14 protein-coding genes are annotated in these 16,988 nt (G+C 41.6%); 12 read left to right on the forward strand and 2 right to left on the reverse strand.

Going from position 1 to position 16,988, the window contains the following annotated elements; genetic code table 11:
* The first annotated feature begins 15 nt into the window (after positions 1-15).
* Genes pfkB through lacD form a run of 4 tightly spaced genes read left to right on the forward strand, consistent with a single transcriptional unit; the run spans position 16 to position 3,827 of the window.
* Positions 16-972, forward strand: coding sequence for a 1-phosphofructokinase (gene pfkB, locus AC1Z3S_RS00555; protein ID WP_461738716.1), 957 nt, complete (start codon positions 16-18; stop codon positions 970-972).
* On the forward strand, positions 951-2,381 hold the full coding sequence (locus AC1Z3S_RS00560; RefSeq protein ID WP_461738717.1) for a PTS fructose transporter subunit IIC: 1,431 nt from the start codon (positions 951-953) through the stop codon (positions 2,379-2,381). The genes pfkB and AC1Z3S_RS00560 overlap by 22 nt, the downstream gene beginning before the upstream one ends.
* Before the next feature lie 22 nt (positions 2,382-2,403).
* Complete coding sequence (locus AC1Z3S_RS00565) at positions 2,404-2,862, forward strand: PTS sugar transporter subunit IIA (RefSeq protein WP_461738718.1); 459 nt, start codon at positions 2,404-2,406, stop codon at positions 2,860-2,862.
* A gap of 2 nt (positions 2,863-2,864) precedes the next feature.
* Positions 2,865-3,827: a tagatose-bisphosphate aldolase gene (gene lacD, locus AC1Z3S_RS00570; protein WP_461738719.1), complete on the forward strand. Its 963-nt coding sequence runs from the start codon at positions 2,865-2,867 to the stop codon at positions 3,825-3,827.
* A 194-nt stretch (positions 3,828-4,021) separates the two neighbouring features.
* Here lacD and AC1Z3S_RS00575 read toward each other — a convergent pair whose 3' ends face one another.
* Positions 4,022-5,479 (reverse strand): NAD-dependent succinate-semialdehyde dehydrogenase, encoded by a 1,458-nt coding sequence (locus AC1Z3S_RS00575; protein WP_461738720.1) that lies wholly within the window; start codon positions 5,477-5,479, stop codon positions 4,022-4,024.
* A 460-nt stretch (positions 5,480-5,939) separates the two neighbouring features.
* Positions 5,940-6,485, reverse strand: a complete 546-nt coding sequence (locus tag AC1Z3S_RS00580) for a DUF2179 domain-containing protein (RefSeq protein WP_265459295.1) — start codon at positions 6,483-6,485, stop codon at positions 5,940-5,942.
* A 174-nt stretch (positions 6,486-6,659) separates the two neighbouring features.
* Here AC1Z3S_RS00580 and AC1Z3S_RS00585 point away from each other — a divergent pair, with 174 nt between their 5' ends.
* From AC1Z3S_RS00585 to AC1Z3S_RS00620, 8 genes are all read left to right on the forward strand, one after another.
* Positions 6,660-7,898: a competence/damage-inducible protein A gene (locus AC1Z3S_RS00585; protein ID WP_461738721.1), complete on the forward strand. Its 1,239-nt coding sequence runs from the start codon at positions 6,660-6,662 to the stop codon at positions 7,896-7,898.
* Between the two features lie 126 nt (positions 7,899-8,024).
* Positions 8,025-9,071, forward strand: coding sequence for a recombinase RecA (gene recA, locus AC1Z3S_RS00590; RefSeq protein WP_461735926.1), 1,047 nt, complete (start codon positions 8,025-8,027; stop codon positions 9,069-9,071).
* A 260-nt stretch (positions 9,072-9,331) separates the two neighbouring features.
* The gene (locus tag AC1Z3S_RS00595) at positions 9,332-9,886 is read left to right on the forward strand and encodes a sigma-70 family RNA polymerase sigma factor (RefSeq protein ID WP_461738722.1); all 555 of its coding nucleotides are present in this window, start codon (positions 9,332-9,334) and stop codon (positions 9,884-9,886) included.
* Positions 9,887-9,889: 3 nt separating this feature from the next.
* On the forward strand, positions 9,890-11,323 hold the full coding sequence (locus tag AC1Z3S_RS00600; protein ID WP_461738723.1) for a hypothetical protein: 1,434 nt from the start codon (positions 9,890-9,892) through the stop codon (positions 11,321-11,323).
* Positions 11,324-11,645: 322 nt separating this feature from the next.
* Positions 11,646-13,205: a ribonuclease Y gene (rny, locus tag AC1Z3S_RS00605; protein WP_461735923.1), complete on the forward strand. Its 1,560-nt coding sequence runs from the start codon at positions 11,646-11,648 to the stop codon at positions 13,203-13,205.
* A gap of 168 nt (positions 13,206-13,373) precedes the next feature.
* Positions 13,374-14,099: an SDR family oxidoreductase gene (locus AC1Z3S_RS00610; RefSeq protein WP_461738724.1), complete on the forward strand. Its 726-nt coding sequence runs from the start codon at positions 13,374-13,376 to the stop codon at positions 14,097-14,099.
* An 87-nt stretch (positions 14,100-14,186) separates the two neighbouring features.
* Positions 14,187-15,785: an acyl CoA:acetate/3-ketoacid CoA transferase gene (locus AC1Z3S_RS00615; RefSeq protein WP_461739408.1), complete on the forward strand. Its 1,599-nt coding sequence runs from the start codon at positions 14,187-14,189 to the stop codon at positions 15,783-15,785.
* Position 15,786: 1 nt separating this feature from the next.
* A complete protein-coding gene (locus tag AC1Z3S_RS00620; RefSeq protein ID WP_461738725.1) occupies positions 15,787-16,983 on the forward strand; it encodes an MFS transporter in 1,197 nt (398 codons plus the stop codon).
* Positions 16,984-16,988 lie beyond the last annotated feature (5 nt).

Below are 16,988 nucleotides of genomic sequence, written 5' to 3' on the forward strand. Positions count from 1 at the left end.
AGAGGAGGTAAAAACATGACAGTTTATACCTGTACGATGAATTTAGCCATTGATCTTTTTATTGAAACTGAAAATCTTTTGCCTCATACGGTTAATCGCACAATCGATGATGATATTCAAGCCAACGGCAAAGGGGTCAATGTTTCCTTAGTTTTAAAAATGTTAGGGATTGATAATACCGCCTTAGGATTTAAGGCCGGTTTTACTGGAGATTATATTGATGATTTTTTGCAGGAGCAGGGAATTGCGACGGATTTTGTAAAAGTACCCGGCATGACCCGCATCAACGTTTTTACACAAGTGGATCAAACGGATGAAGAATTTAAATTGGTAAACAGAGGGCCGGAAATACCGCCTGAAAAAGTTGCCGCATTAGTCGATCAAATCAAAAAGTTACAAGCGGGTGATTATCTTTGTGTTTCAGGGAGTTTGCCCCGTGGTGTTCAACCAGACATTCTGATTGAAATTAGTCGAATTTGTTACGAGAAAAAAGTTCACTTAATTCTTGATAGTAGCTATCGAGAAATTTTAGATTGCTTGCCTTATCAACCTTTTTTACTTAAGCCGAATGAAGAAGAGCTGGCAGAGTGGTACCAACTAGAGAATCCTCAAACGGATGACTACTTGCAGGCAGCCGAAAAGCTAATTCAGGCTGGTGCCCAGAATGTGCTACTTTCCTTAGGGGGACAAGGCGCCGTCTTTATCAATCAAAAAGAAATTTTAGCGGGGAATGCTCCCCACGGCAAAGTTGTCAATACAGCTTGTGCCGGCGACACTTTATTGGGTACCTTTTTAGGAGAATTAATTTTAAATGAGGCCACTGGGGCCGGTTTAAGAAAAAGTATCGCTGCTGGAAGTTCAACGGCATTTCGCAAAGGCTTAACCGATTTTTCCGATGTAGCGTTTTTAGAAAAACAAATCCAGATTAACAGAGAGGAAGAAATTGAGCTATGGAAAAAAAATATCAATTAATTGCAGCGACTGGCTGTCCGACGGGGATTGCTCATACTTATATGGCCCAAGAAGCTTTGGAACAAGCGGCCAAGCGGCAAGGGGTGACGATTAAAGTCGAAACCCACGGACAAGTTGGTGTGGAAAATCAATTGTCGCCAGAAGAAATCGCCAACGCTGAGGCCGTGATTATTGCTTCTGATAAAGATGCTCATGCCGAACGTTTTGCTGGAAAAAGAATTATCGAAGTGCCGGTTGCAAAGGGCATTAAAGAAGCGGATAAATTAGTCGCTGATGCTTTAGCCGGCAAAGGCTCGATTACCGCTGAAGCCGAAGCCGTCGGTGAAGTCGAAGAAAAAAGTTTTGAGTTAAAAGGCATTGGTCACACGATTTACAAACACTTGATGAATGGCGTTTCCCACATGTTGCCGTTTGTCGTCAGCGGCGGTGTCTTAGTAGCAATTTCATTTTTATGGGGCATTTATTCTGCTGATCCAGCTAATGCTCAGTACAATGAAACAGCCGCCTTATTGAATACTATCGGCAGTACAGCTATGGGCTTGATGGTGCCGATTCTATCAGCATACATCGCAGAAAGTATTGCTAAACGTCCAGGCTTGGTTGTTGGTTTTGTCGGCGGCCTAATAGCCGCAAATGGTGGGACTGGTTTCCTCGGTGGGATTCTTTCTGGTTTTCTAGGTGGTTTTGTAATTCTTGGATTTAGTAAATTACTGAGCCCACTACCTAAATCATTGGATGGCTTGAAGGCGATTTTCTTATATCCGGTATTAGGTGTGGCAGTGACCGGCGTTGTGATGAGTTTATTATCCGGTCCAATGTCGGCCGTTAATGAAGGCATGATGTCCTTTTTAGCCGGCTTTGAAAATTCTAGCCCGATTGTTTTAGGCATTATTGTTGGCTGTATGTCAGCCTTTGATATGGGAGGACCAATCAATAAAGCTGCTTATGTCACCGGGACAGCCCTCTTGGCTCAGGGGAATACTAGCTTTATGGCGGGAGTTTCAGCCGCATGTATTGCACCACCATTAATTACTGGGTTTGCAGTCTTACTGTTTGGAAAATATTTTGACACCAATGACCGCAACGCTGGTTTAGTTAACTTTATTTTAGGCTCAACCCATATCACTGAAGGCGCAATTCCATTTGCTGCTAAAGATCCATTGCGTGTGTTGCCCACGATGATGTTAGGTTCTTCTATTGCAGCCGTCTTGACTTATATGTTCGGCGTCCAAGTCCCAGCGCCCCACGGTGGCTTTTTAGTTCTGCCAGTTGTGACCCATGGCTTACTCTGGGTCTTAGCAATTTTAGCCGGTTCAATTGTCGGCGGTGTGATTCTTGGCTTCATCCAAAAGAATCGTGTTCAAAAGGAAGTCAAAGAAGAGTCCGTTGCGCCAGTCACCGAAGGATAAGCAAACTAGAGGAGAATGTAAGATGAGTGTGATTCAAGAAGAGCAAATTTATTTGAACCAAGAATTTAGCGACCAAGATACCATTTTCAAATTTTTAGCGGACCAAACAGTTGCGTTAGGAATTGCGAATGACGCTGTCGCTGTGTATGACAGCTTAAAATTACGGGAATCAGAAGGGACCACCGGGATGATGGACGGATTTGCGATTCCCCATGCGAAAACCGCCGCTGTCGAGCAAGCGAGTATTTTAATTTTGCAGCTGACCCAAGGAATTAACTGGGAAAGTATGGACGGCCAGCCAACAGATTTTATCATTGCTTTGTTTATTCCAGAAGCAGAGGTTGGTGCCACCCATTTGAAATTATTGTCAACCATTGCCCGCATGTTGATGCGCAGTGAATTCAAAGATGAATTAAAACAGGCACAAACCAAAGCAGAAATTGTCGCATTACTAAATAAAAATTTAAGTGAGGAGCAATAGTCGTGACGAATAAGCAGACTTTTTTGAAAAATATCCTAAATGAGGATGGCATTATCAGCGCCTTGGCGATTGACCAACGGGGCGCTTTGAAAAAAATGATTGGCAAATACAAAACAGCAGGTGCCGCAGATCAGGATATTATTGAGTTTAAGAAAATCGTTTCGGCTGAATTAACGCCTTATGCTTCTTCAATTTTACTAGACCCAGAATATGGCTTGCCGGCTGCTGAAGTCCGGGCCAAAACAGCCGGCCTATTGTTAGCCTACGAAAAAACCGGCTACGATGCCGCAACACCAGGCCGCCTGCCGGATATTTTAGACATCTGGTCGGTTAAACGCTTGAAGGAAGCTGGCGCAGATGCCTGCAAATTCCTCCTGTATTATGATGTCGATGAACCCGCAGCAATCAACGACCACAAAAAAGCTTATATGGAACGCATTGGTTCAGAATGTACAGCCGAAGGACTTCCATTCTTCTTAGAGGTTGTCTCTTATGATGCAAGTATCACCGATGCCAGCTCAAAAGAATATGCCGCAGTGAAACCCCGCAAAGTGATTGAAGGGATGAAGGAATTTGCTAAGCCCCGCTATGGCGTGGATGTCTTAAAGGTCGAAGTTCCCGTCAACATGAGCTTTGTCGAAGGCTACGGCGCAGAGGTAGTTTACTCAAAAGCTGAGGCCCAAGAATATTTTAAAGAGCAAAGTGCTGCCAGCGCATTACCATTTATCTTTTTGAGTGCCGGTGTTTCCGCCGAACTCTTCCAAGAAACGTTGCGCTTTGCCAAGGCAGCTGGTTCAACCTTCAACGGTGTCCTCTGCGGTCGGGCAACTTGGGCTAACGGCGTAGAACCTTTTATTACCAATGGGGCTGATGCTGCCAAGACCTGGATGGAAAATCAAGGCCGCCAAAATATTGAAGAATTAAATGAAGTCTTAAAAGAAACCGCAACTGCGATTGAATTATAAAAGCAGTAGTGTGAAAATAAGTTAAACTACGATACCCCGACTGTGGATTGTTCTAGCTAATTGCCTGTTTTTCAAACGGCGATTGGAGCTGAAAACAATTTTTATGGTCGGGGTATTTCGGATTTTCTCAAAAAAATAGCAGCTACAAGTATCCCCTTAGATAATCGGGAATATTTGCAGCTGCTGTCTATTATTTAACGAGCCGTCCGAATGTTGACGAATTTTTCTACAAGATATTCTTCCACGCCGTAAGTGCCGTTCTCACGACCAAAACCAGAGTGCTTAATGCCGCCAAAAGGTGTGGCGGAACTCTCAAGGTCAGTATTATTGACGCCCACCATACCATAGGCCAATTTTTTGCTGACATTGTCAATCGTGTGGATATTGGTGGCAAAGAAGTATGAAGCCAAGCCGAATTCTGAATCGTTAGCGGCCTGAATAACTGCTTCTTCATCCTCAAATTCAATCAAAGGAATCACAGGTCCAAAGGTTTCTTGGTAGAAAATATCCATATCAGTCGTAACTAAATCCAGCACAGTTGGTTCAAAGAAAAAGCCCTGCTGATAGTCGCCTTCGGTTAAACGTTGCCCACCAAACAAAATTTTAGCGCCTTTATCTTGGGCATCTTTTAATTGCTCTTCAACTTTTTTACGACCCTCTTCATTGATTAAAGGACCAGTTGTTGGATCATCTAAGCCATTGCCAAAAGTTACCTCAGCCATTTTTTCTAAAATTAATTTAGTCGCTTCTTTTTTGATATCCTTGTGTAAAAAGATGCGGTTTGGCGAAGTGCATACTTGCCCGTTATTGATAAATTTAGTTTCAATCAGAGTGGTTACCGCCAGCTCTAAATCAGCATCAGGGAAAATAATATACGGTGCATGTCCTCCCAATTCCATTGAAACTTTTTTTAAAGTTGGTGCTGCTTGTTCGTATAAAGTTTTGCCAACTTCAGTTGAGCCGGTGAAGGTAATTTTTTTCACCACATCAGATTTGGTTAAGGTTTCACCGATAGCCTCAGCATCCCCGACAATAATATTTACAACACCCTTTGGTAAGCCGGCTTTTTCAAACAATTCGGCTAAAGCCAAAGCAGATAGTGGTGTATCCTCTGCCGGTTTTAAAATAACCGTGCAGCCAGCAGCAAGCGCCGGTGAAATTTTACGGATAATCATATTTGAAGGGAAGTTCCAAGGTGTAATTGCTCCGACGACACCAATCGGTTGTTTTTGCACTAACCACTTATTCGTATCTGGTGAAGGAATAATATCTCCTAACACCCGTTGGCCTTCTGCGGCATTCCATCGCAGATTTTCAACGTTTGATGTAATTTCACTTTTCGCTTGGGCAAGGGGTTTTCCCTGCTCCATGGTCATAATTGTCGCCAAACGAGTAGCATCTGCTTCAATTAAGTCAGCTAATTTAGTTAAAATACTGCCCCGTTCAGCTGGCGCCATTGTTGACCAATCCGGTAAAGCCGCTTCAGCTGCCGCAATCGCTGTCTCAGCTTCTGCTGCACCGCCCCAGTGGACCTCCGCTAAAACTTCCTCTGTTGCGGGATTGATTACAGGATGTTTATCCTGCGAGCCTTCCCGCCAGTTTCCATCAATAAAAAGACGAGTTTCGACTTCCGGTAATTCGTGTTTTGCCATGTTTCGATTCCTCCTAATAGTCTTCAAGTAATGTTGCCCACCACTGTATACAAATTTCTATTAAAAAATTTGCTTTAAATGAATTCTCTCAAGTGGCTGTGACACAGTTAACCTAACATGATTTGAAAGTGGTCTCAAAAATGGCGCCTGTTATTTTTATCAGGTGATAAAAATTGCTTCTCAAAGAGGAATAGCAAACAGGAACGATGAATGGTGATTTCTCAAGTGAATTCAGCAATCAAAGCTTTTGGTCTAGAGAGAAAAAACAAATAATCCTTCATTTTTTTCATTTTAAAAATCAAAAGTGGGCCAATTATTTTGAGATATTGGCAAGCGTTCACTTTTTTCAATTGAATAAATTTGTTGCTTGCCACGAGTGCAAAAAAGCTTGTCCCAAAATTAATTTTCAGACAAGCTTTGCGTTCTTTATTTAGTTTTTATAGGGATTGTTTTACTCAAGCTAGCCCAACTTCTGCCGCCGTTTTTTGATTTTTTTAGTCCAAAAACCGCCGGAGATATATTTCGGTTCGTAACTGATGATAAAGGCCCGTTCTTCGATTTCTTTTATCAGCTGGTAGAGCTGTTTTTCATCTTTGCGGGGGGATAAAATTTCTAAAATTAGTCGGGGACCATTCAAGCCCTCGCCTAAGCTTTCGGTTACACCAAAGCCGGCTTCCCGTAAACGTTGCGGCAAGACACTGATCTCTTCCGTGTTGCTAGGTAAAATGGCGGTGACCATCGTATAGCCTAAAGCTAATTTGTCTTCGATTTTGATACCGACGCTGACGCCGATTCCGTACCCTAAAGCGTAAACGATTAAATTAATTGGATTGTCTAATCGATCCAAGACCATGGATAAACCTAAAACATAAATCACTATTTCCACCATACTAATCAGCGGAGCAATGACGCGATAACCCTTCATTGCCAGCATAAAACGTAGTGTATTTAAGGTGATGTAAGCAAAATTTATTAGGAAAATCATGGCTAACATTTTAAAATCCATTTTCCAACCCCCAAGCATTTCCCCTAGATTACCAGAAAATGCTGCAATTCGAAAAAAATCTGATTTTCTTAAAAAAATTTTTGATTCTCGGGTTAATTTTTCTCGGCATAATTGAAACTGTGCTAAAATATTTACGAGGCAAATGCGTAGTTTATAGAGAAGAGGAAGTAACTTATGAGAGCAGAAATAATTGCTGTCGGCACAGAATTATTATTAGGTCAGGTCGTCAATACCAATGCGACTTATCTTTCAGAGTCATTGACAGAATTAGGCTTTGAGATTTATTACCATACGGTTGTCGGTGATAACCCTAAGCGACTTGAGGAGATGATTCAACTAGCCGATCAGCGCAGCGACTTAGTTGTTTTGTGCGGCGGCTTGGGCCCGACGGATGATGATTTGACCAAGGATGTTGTGGCGGCCCATGTGCAGGAACCTTTAGTTCAAGATGCAGAAGGACTAGCGCATTTGGAAAGTTTTTTTGCAGCCGGTAAGCGCCAGATGACAGAAAATAATCTGCGGCAGGTATTAACTATTCAAAATGGAGTCACCCTGCAAAATCCAACTGGCCTAGCTCTTGGTTGTCTCTATCAGGGGATTTCCACAAGCTATTTACTTTTGCCGGGACCACCTAGTGAAATGAAACCAATGTTTGCACAGATGGCGGCACCTGTTTTGCGGGAAGTTTTTCCAGCAAGAGAAAAATTGTATTCCCGAGTACTGCGCTTTTTTGGCATCGGTGAGTCAGCGCTGGTGACCGAGCTAGCAGATTTAATTGAAGCACAAACTAATCCAACACTGGCACCTTATGCTAAACCCAATGAAGTGACGTTGAGAATTACCGCCAAAGAAGCGGATGAAGCACAGGCACTACAGCTGATAGATGAGATGGAGCAGGTGATTCAAGCGCGTGTCGGAAAATTTTTCTACGGTTATGGTGACGACAATTCCCTAGCAAAAGTTGTCGTAGAGTTATTAAAGGCCAAAGGGAAGACCGTAACAGCCGCAGAAAGTTTGACAGCGGGTGAATTTCAAGCAGCATTGGGAGATATCCCTGGGGTCTCAACGGTCTTTAAAGGCGGCTTTGTCACCTACTCGCCGGAAACCAAAGTCAAATTTTTAGGATTGGATCCTGAAAAATTAGCGGAGGTTGGCACAGTCAGCGAGTATTGTGCGACCGCCATGGCGGAGTCGGCATTGCAATTGGCAGACAGTGATTTTGCAGTTTCCTTTACAGGTGTGGCCGGGCCTGATGAATTAGAAAATCAACGGCCGGGAACAGTTTGGATTGCTTTAGCGCAAAAAAATCAGCCCACTGTTGCCACAAAATATCACTTCACGAGAGACCGCTCCTATGTTCGCAATAGTGCTGTGATGCGGGGCTTGGATTTGATTCGGCGGGCCGCTTTATAAGGAAAAATAAAAAGAGAACAAACATTCGCCTTTTTCTTGCTTTTTTGCAGTAAAACAGCTATGATAAATACAGTTAAATAGTTATAGACAAGCTACTTGTTGAATTTATATAAGGAGGATTTTCGATTGGCAGATGATCGTAAAGCGGCTTTAGATGCTGCACTTAAAAGAATTGAAAAAAATTATGGTAAAGGTTCTATCATGAAGCTGGGGGAAAAAATTGACCAGCAAATCGCAACGATTCCCAGCGGTTCATTGGCGTTGGATGTTGCTTTAGGTGTCGGCGGTTATCCCCGCGGCCGGATTATTGAAGTTTATGGACCAGAAAGTTCTGGTAAAACGACGGTTGCTTTGCATGCAATTGCCGAAGTTCAAAAACAAGGCGGCACTGCAGCCTTCATTGATGCAGAGCATGCCTTAGATCCCCAATACGCTGCAAAACTTGGTGTTAATATTGATGACCTCTTGCTTTCACAACCAGATACTGGTGAACAAGGTCTAGAAATTGCTGACGCTTTGGTTTCCAGTGGTGCAATTGACATCGTGGTTATTGACTCGGTAGCTGCTTTGGTTCCCCGTGCGGAAATCGATGGGGAAATGGGAGACACCCATGTCGGCTTGCAAGCTCGTTTAATGTCACAAGCCTTGCGGAAATTATCCGGCTCAATTAACAAGACGAAAACCATCGCCATTTTCATCAACCAAATTCGTGAAAAAATCGGCGTGATGTTCGGAAATCCCGAAACAACTCCTGGGGGCCGGGCGTTGAAATTTTATGCAACGGTTCGTTTAGAAGTTCGCCGGGCTGAACAATTAAAACAAGGAACCGATATTGTCGGAAACCGCACGAAAATTAAAGTGGTGAAAAACAAGGTTGCGCCGCCATTTAAAGTGGCGGAAGTTGATATTATGTATGGCTTGGGTATTTCTCAAGAAGGCGAGTTGCTAGATATGGCCGTTGAAAAAGATATCGTCGATAAGAGCGGCGCTTGGTACGGCTACAAAGACGATCGGATTGGTCAAGGCCGGGAAAATGCTAAGATTTACTTGATGGAACATCCAGAAATGATGCAAGAAATTGCTGAACGAGTACGGGCAGCTTATGGCATCGGTGAGCCGGTCGAAGTCGAAGAAACAGTTGAAGAAGGCCAAGAAGAATTGCCTTTAGACTAATAATGACAAACAATCTGAGTAGGATGGTGACACCTTACTCAGTTTTTTTTTACTGAATGGGATTTAAAAATTTTAAGAAGTTAGAAGCTAAGGACACCATGGCTTTTGCTTGTTTTATAAGATAAAAATCAAGTAACAGAAAGCGAAGTAACGCAAAGCTTTTTGTTTCTTTTTTTATGTTCAGCTAAGAAATTTTTCTTAAAGTTGAGGAATTTAACTTTTTTCTTTGTATTATTAGAAAAGGGAAGCGTGGTGTAAAGATGAAGGAAGAAGAGCTTTATTTAGGTTTACTCGAGCATGATGAACGAGCTTATCAACGAGTCATGCAGGATTATACAAAATTATTGTGGGCGATTGCCGCCAGCGTTTTAAATGATAAGAACAGGTTTTCGGCGATGGACATTGAAGAGGTCGTCAGTGATGTCTTTATTCGTCTGTGGCAGTATCCAGAGAAATTTAATCCCAGCAAAGGTAGCTTGAAAAGCTATCTGGCAGTGATGGCGAAAAGTCTGGCGATTAATAAATATCGTCAAAATCAAAAGAAAAATGTACTGCAGTTGATTGACAATCAGGAAGCCAAGGAGCAGGCTGTTGCGCTGGCGGAGGAAGATTGGTCGGAATTGTACAGTGCGATTCAGTTGTTAGAAGAACCTTTCAAGGAAATAATTATTCGCCGATTCTTTTATGAAGAAAAGCCTAAGGAGATTCGGCAACGGATGAAGCTTTCGTCAAAGGAAGTGGACAACTTTTTATATCGTGGCAAACAAAAGCTCAAGCGAATTTTAGGTGACCGTGAATATTTGAAAGAGGTGTGAAAAATGACTGACAAAAAAAATGAGCTTCCTTTAGAACATTTAACAGATGAACAGCTGGATGATTTTTTGAGTTATACGGAGACTTTTACTGAGGATAATTTTCAAAATGTTCAACAGCGGTTCATGGAGCAGCGGGATACACTAGCGGACCCGCCAGTTCTTCACAAAAAGAAAAAACGCAAAAAAATTGGTTGGCTAATTGCGGCAGCGGCGTCCTTGATGCTTTTGACCGCCTTTACTCAGGCGGACCGTTTGATTAGCATTTATTATCGGCTATTTGGCAACCATGCAGAGGAAATGTTGCTCAATACAGATAAATTGACGGAGACAGTCAGTGACCAAGGTCTAGAACTGCGGGCTTTGGCTAGCTTCCGGGACACTAACAGCACCCATTTTTTAGCGGAGCTGACAGATTTGACGGAGGACCGTCTAAGTGCCGATATGATTTTGAATGATTGGCAGATGAACGGCGGCGGTAACGCTCAGGTGGTTGATTACAATCCAGATACGAAAACGGCGACCATCATGGTCCATTCGATTGATACCTTTGACGGAGGAGCAAACAATTATGCCTTCGCTCTGAATAGTTTTTCTAGTCGACAGGTGGAAAACAATGAGGTAGTGGAGGTTGATTTGTCCCAATATTTAACCAAGGATGCCACTTGGACTAAAGATTCAGAACGAAGTGGTTTTGGTGGCGGCATGATACCTGAGCTAGAAAAAAAATATGGTTTCACCTTGGAGGAATTGGGAGCAGAAATGCTATTACCAGAGGAAAAGACGGCGGTGATTTCTGAAGCAAAGCAGGTCAGTCTATCGAATATTGCCTATAAAGATGATTTGTTACATCTGCAAATTAAAGCACCAAACACTGTCCAGCGGCAGTATACCTTTGTTTCTTTTGTCAATAATACAACTGGAAAAGAGGTTAAGGAGATTGCTAGTTTTGGAATTGATTATGGCACCCACAATAACGAGACTGGACGAGGTGATTATGAGGAGCTTGTTTTTGATTTACCTCAAGATGAGCTGAGTCAATATGATTTAAAACTTGAAAGTCTTGATTATGAAGTCTATCAAACAGGAGACTGGGCAATTAAGCTAAAAGAACCGCAAAGTTTGCCGACAGTAGAACTCGGTGATGTGGAAATTACTTCTGCCGGCTACAAAGTCGCTTTAAAGGATGTAAAATTATCGGGTATTAGCCTAAGCTTTGTTTCTGATTTGCAAACGAAGGAAGATTTATCGGCAGAAGAATTACCGCTGGACATTCAAGTGCAGATGAAGGATGGTCAGGAGCATCCTTATTATTATGGTGACTCATTAACAGTAGTCAGCTACCAAAAAACTGAAGACGTCCAAATTTTTGGTGAGTATTTAGATATTGATGATGTTGAAGCTTTAATCATTAATGGAGTTGAAGTTCAAGTAAATTAGTTGAAGAAAAAGCTGTTTTGCAGGGAATACATTCCTTTGCAGAACAGTTTTTTGTATGTCAGCACTTTTTTTCATTTTAAGGGTAGGCAGTTAAAGGGTAGCCGCTATTGGAAGATGCTGGAGATTTTAGCTAGCGAGTTCTTTGCCATTGGCATTATGGCAAAAGCAGGAAATTGAGTTGACACTTGCCAAGACAAACATTAGAATAAAGTTATGTGTCAGTAGGCACTATTTATGCATGTAGGCATATTGATAAGAAGAGATTTATCAAAAAAGCTACACGATTTTATGAATAAAAAAAGATAGTTTGGGAGTGGAGTACATGGACTTTATTAGCCTTCTCCTCGCTATCATCGGTTTAATTGCCGGTCTGGCTTTAGGATTCTATCTAGCGAAATCTAAGCACGAAAAAGAAATCGCTGGAGCGAAAAATTCTGCGACGGGTATCCTTGAGGGAGCCCAAAAAGAAGCAGAAACCCTGAAAAAAGAAGCTTTGTTAGAAGCTAAAGAAGAGAACCAAAAGTATCGACAAGAAATTGAAAGTGAGTTGAAGGAGAGCAAACAAGAGCTAAAAACACAAGAAAATCGCTTGCTTCAAAGAGAACAGTCTTTAGACCGTAAAGACGACTCTCTTGAAAAACGAGAAAACTCACTTGAAGACAAAGAAGAGAAACTTGGTGCTAGACAGCAATTAATTGACGAGCGAGAAAAAGAAGTAGAAAACTTAATCACTGAACAGCAGGAAAAACTTGAACAGGTAGCTGCTCTATCGAGAGAAGATGCCCGCGGTTTGATTATGAAGTCAACGGAAGAAGAGTTGAATCATGAGATTAACGTACGAGTGAAGGATGCTGAACAGCGTGCCAAAGAAGAATCAGATCGTAAAGCGAAGAACTTGCTTTCACTGGCCATTCAACGGGCTGCCGCTGACCAAGTGTCAGAAGCCACAGTTTCCGTGGTGGCATTACCAAATGATGAGATGAAAGGTCGCATCATTGGTCGTGAAGGTCGGAATATTCGCACACTGGAAACGCTGACGGGTATCGATTTAATTATCGATGATACTCCTGAAGCAGTTGTTCTTTCTGGTTTTGATCCGATTCGCCGGGAAATTGCCCGGATGACTTTGGAAAAATTAATTCAAGACGGCCGGATTCACCCGGCACGGATTGAAGAGATGGTTGAAAAATCTCGTAAAGAAATGGATGAACGGATTCGTGAATACGGCGAACAAGCGGCTTTTGAAGTCGGCGCCCACACCCTGCATCCTGACTTAATCAAGATTTTAGGTCGTCTACGCTTCAGAACAAGTTACGGACAAAACGTCTTAAACCATTCCATTGAAGTTGCCAAGCTTTCCGGAGTTTTAGCAGCCGAATTGGGAGAAGATATTCAGTTAGCCAAACGTGCCGGCTTACTTCATGACATTGGTAAAGCTCTTGACCATGAAATTGAAGGTTCCCACGTTGAAATCGGTGCTGAATTAGCTGCAAAATACAAAGAAAATCCGGTAGTCATCAACGCAATTGCTTCCCACCACGGAGACGTTGAAGCCACTTCAATCATCTCTGTTTTGGTAGCGGCAGCCGATGCACTATCCGCAGCGCGGCCAGGTGCCCGCAGCGAATCATTAGAAAATTACATTCGCCGCTTAGAAAACTTGGAAAATATCTCCAATGGCTTCCCTGGAGTCGAATCCAGTTTTGCTGTTCAAGCAGGACGAGAAGTTCGCGTCATGGTGAAACCAGAAGAAATTTCCGATATGGATGCGGTCCGCTTGGTTCGTGACATCCGCAAGAAAATTGAGGATGACTTGGATTACCCAGGCCATATCAAAGTTACCGTTATCCGGGAAACCCGGGCAACGGACTACGCGAAGTAACTTGTACAAATCGAAATCACACAGCTTACAAGCTGTGTGATTTTTTTTTGGAAAAAAATTTAATTTTAATATAAGCTGTACTTATATTAAAATTGATAATATGTATTTATCAAAGTAGAGGATGTCACGTATACTATAAATGAAAGCGGATACAAAAAGGAGCGAAAGATGATGGGAAGATTCACAGGGAAAGTAATTTTAGTCACAGGTGGCGCTGCAGGCATTGGTTTTGAAATTGCAAAGTTATTTTTAACTGAAGGTGCAAAAAGAGTTTATTCTTTTGACGTTCAAGTTGGTCCAGATTTGCCGAATTTTGTTCAAAAAAAGGTGAATATCACAGATAAGATATCAGTCAATCAAGGGGTTCAGGAGATTTTAAATGTCGAAGAAGGAATTGATATCCTAATTAATAACGCTGGTGTCACGAGAGATAAATTACTTAATAAGTTAAACGAAGAAGATTGGGATTTTGTAATTGATGTTAATTTGAAAGGAACTTTTTTAGTAACTCAAAAAGTAATTGAAGGCATGTTACAAAAAGGGGTAGGGGCCATTGTCAACCTATCGTCTATCGTTGGTATATATGGAAATATCGGGCAGAGTAATTACGCCGCTACGAAATCTGGAGTTATTGGCTTAACTTATACTTGGGCTAAGGAATTTACTAGGAAGGGCGCCAATATTCGTACGAATGCGGTGGCGCCAGGTTATGTAAATACTGAAATGGTTCAGACTGTTCCAGAAAAAATTTTGGAGCAATTGAAGGCTCAAAATCCACTTAAAAGGTTAGCTGAACCAAGTGAAATTGCGCAGGCAGTTGCATTTTTAGCGAGTGATCAAGCATCTTTTGTTAATGGACATGTTCTGTCTGTCGATGGTGGCATGCGAATTTAAAGGGACAAACTTTTAGAGAATCTGACTCTTTCTCAGGCGCCGAGATAGAAATCGATTTAGAGAGTAAAATACGGAGGTGAAGTAGTGATGGGAGCTTCAGGAAAAGTGAATTTCATTGATGCTCAGACAGCGGCTGGCTTAATTAAAGATGGAGATACATTAGTCGTTGGTGGTTTTATTGGAACTGGAGTGGCAGAAGAAATTCATGCAGCTGTGGAAAAAAATTATCAGGAAACCGGACATCCAAAAAATCTGACTTTAGCCTATGCGGCAGGAATTGGGGATAAGGGGGACCGTGGACTAAATCATTATGCAAGTCCGGGATTGCTAAAAAGAATTATCGGCGGACATTGGGGCTTAGTGCCGAAGTTTCAGCCTTTGGTCGAGAAGAATCTAGTGGAAGCTTATAATTTTCCTCAAGGAGTCATCTCACAAATGTTTCGGGATGCTGCAGCTAAGAGGCCGCTGCATCTTTCACATATTGGCCTGGAAACTTTTGTTGATCCGGAATATTCTGGTGGTAAGTTAAATGATGTAACAACCGAAAATCTAGTTGAAAAAATTTCTTTAGCAGGGGAAACCTGCTTAGCTTATAAGACAATTTTTCCTGATGTAGCGATACTTAAAGGTACTTATGCAGATGATAGTGGCAATATCTCTTTTGCGGAAGAACCATTACTTTTGGAGGTACTGCCAATGGCCTTAGCAACTAAAAATAATGGTGGCAAGGTAATTGTACAAGTGAAAGAAAGACGTGCGAGGGGAAGCTTGGATCCAAAATCGATTGCAATACCAGGGGTTTGTGTAGATTATGTTGTTATAGCTCAAGAGGCTGATAATCATCAGCAAACCTTTGACACAGTTTTCAATGCCAAATTTATATCTGCGGGAGTTAAAGAAAAGGTAGACACTGTTTCAGTAACACCACTAACTATTAGAAAAGTCATTGCTAGGAGGGCGGCAAAATTTCTTAATCCTGATACCGATTATGTTGTGAACTATGGTATTGGGATGCCTGAAGTGGTTGCAGAGGTTTTGAGTGAAGAGGATCAAGAGGATTATTTTATTCCGACAGTAGAACCTGGAGTTTTTGGGGGCACGCCTCAAGGTAATCTTGATTTTGGCAGCTCCATTTTTCCACAAGCAATTATTCAGCAAAGTGATATGTTTGCCTTTTACAATGGTGGTGGCTTAGATGTAGCATTTTTAGGGATGGCAGAAACCGACCAACAAGGAAATGTTAATGTTTCAAAATTTGGACCTAAAATTGCTGGAGCGGGTGGTTTTATTGATATTACTCAAACTGCCAAAAAAGTCATTTTTGTGGGAACCTTTACTGCTAAAAAAGTCCAATACGAACTAAAAAATCAGCATTTGAAAATCCTAGTTGAGGGAGAAAAACAAAAATTTGTATCAGCTGTGGAACAGATTACTTTCAGCGGATCCTATGCCCGTAAACTGGAGCAAGAAGTGTACTATGTCACAGAACGGGCTGTCTTTGAATTAAAAAAAGAAGGACTGACGTTAATCGAAGTAGCTCCGGGAATCGATTTAGAAAAGGACATTCTGGATCAGATGGCATTTAAACCGATTGTTTCAGCACACTTAAAAGTTATGGATACAGCGATTTTCAATCAAGGATTAATGCACTTAAATTTGAAAGGCAATCAAAGAGAGGTAGGGTAATATGGAACAGACAACTGAAAAAAGAATGGCTTCTAGGCGGTACATTATTGAAATAATTATGTTTTTGAGTTATGCATTTTTTGCAGTAAATTGGATTGCTGGAACTACCTTAACACCGCAAATTATGGCTTATTTTAATCTCGAATCTTTTTCATCAGCCACATTTATTTCAAATGCAATTACTGTTGCAAAAATTATTGGGAACTTGATGGCAGCAGGGATTTTGGTGAAATTATATCCTAAAAAAGCTATTGCTTTAGCCTCCTTTTTAATTGTCGGAGGTAGTGTATTAGGAGTCTTATCACCACAATATTGGCTATTTGTAGTAGCCCGCTTCATTATGGGATTTGGTGGTGCCTTGTTTGTTGTTTATTTCGGTCCGATTGTTTTAAATTATTTCTCACCAGAAAAACGGGTTGTTGTGAATGGGGTCAATGCGGCTGCTTATAATATTGGGAGCATTTTAGCAATGGCGATTGTAGTGCCGATTAGCAACTGGCTTGTTAGCTGGCAAAACAGCATGCTATTTTTTGCCGGCTGCAGCATGGTCTTATTGGTTTTATGGTTAATCTTTGGAGAAGATTTTGAATTGAATAAAGGCGGAGCTAATGAAGCTGCTGAAAAATATACGTTAGGTCAGGCTTTAAAAGAAAAATTTACCTTTGCTTTTCCTTTTACTTATGCTGGTTTGCTGACCTTATATATTGTTATTTTAACTGTCTTTCCAATTTCTAATAGCGCTGCGGTGGATGCCAAGTTATTGAGTACAGTAGTTGCAATTTCTGGAGTAGCCGGTTCAGCTGTAGGGATTGGTGTTGTTAAAAAAGTTACCAAAAGGTTGCCGGTGGTCAGATGGTCAGGTCTTTTTATGACACTCTGTGCTCTACTGATGATGTTGACAAAATCTGGCACCATTGCCTTAATAGCAGCAGCGTTAGTCGGCTTTCTAATGTTTTTACCAATGACAGCTTTGATGACTATCCCACAAGAGCTACCAGGTATGACACCATCAAAATTAACTTTAATCATGGGAATCTTTTGGTCCTTCTCGTATATATTTGAGACAATCTTTTATTACATTATTGGGGTTGTCATTGATAGCGCTGGATTTAAAGTCGGGTTACTTTTAGCGGTAATTGCTAGTTTGTCTTTCTTTATTGGATCATTTTTAATGCCGGAAACCGGAAAAACAAAATAAGTTTG

The sequence above is a fragment of the Enterococcus sp. LJL90 genome (assembly GCF_056924355.1).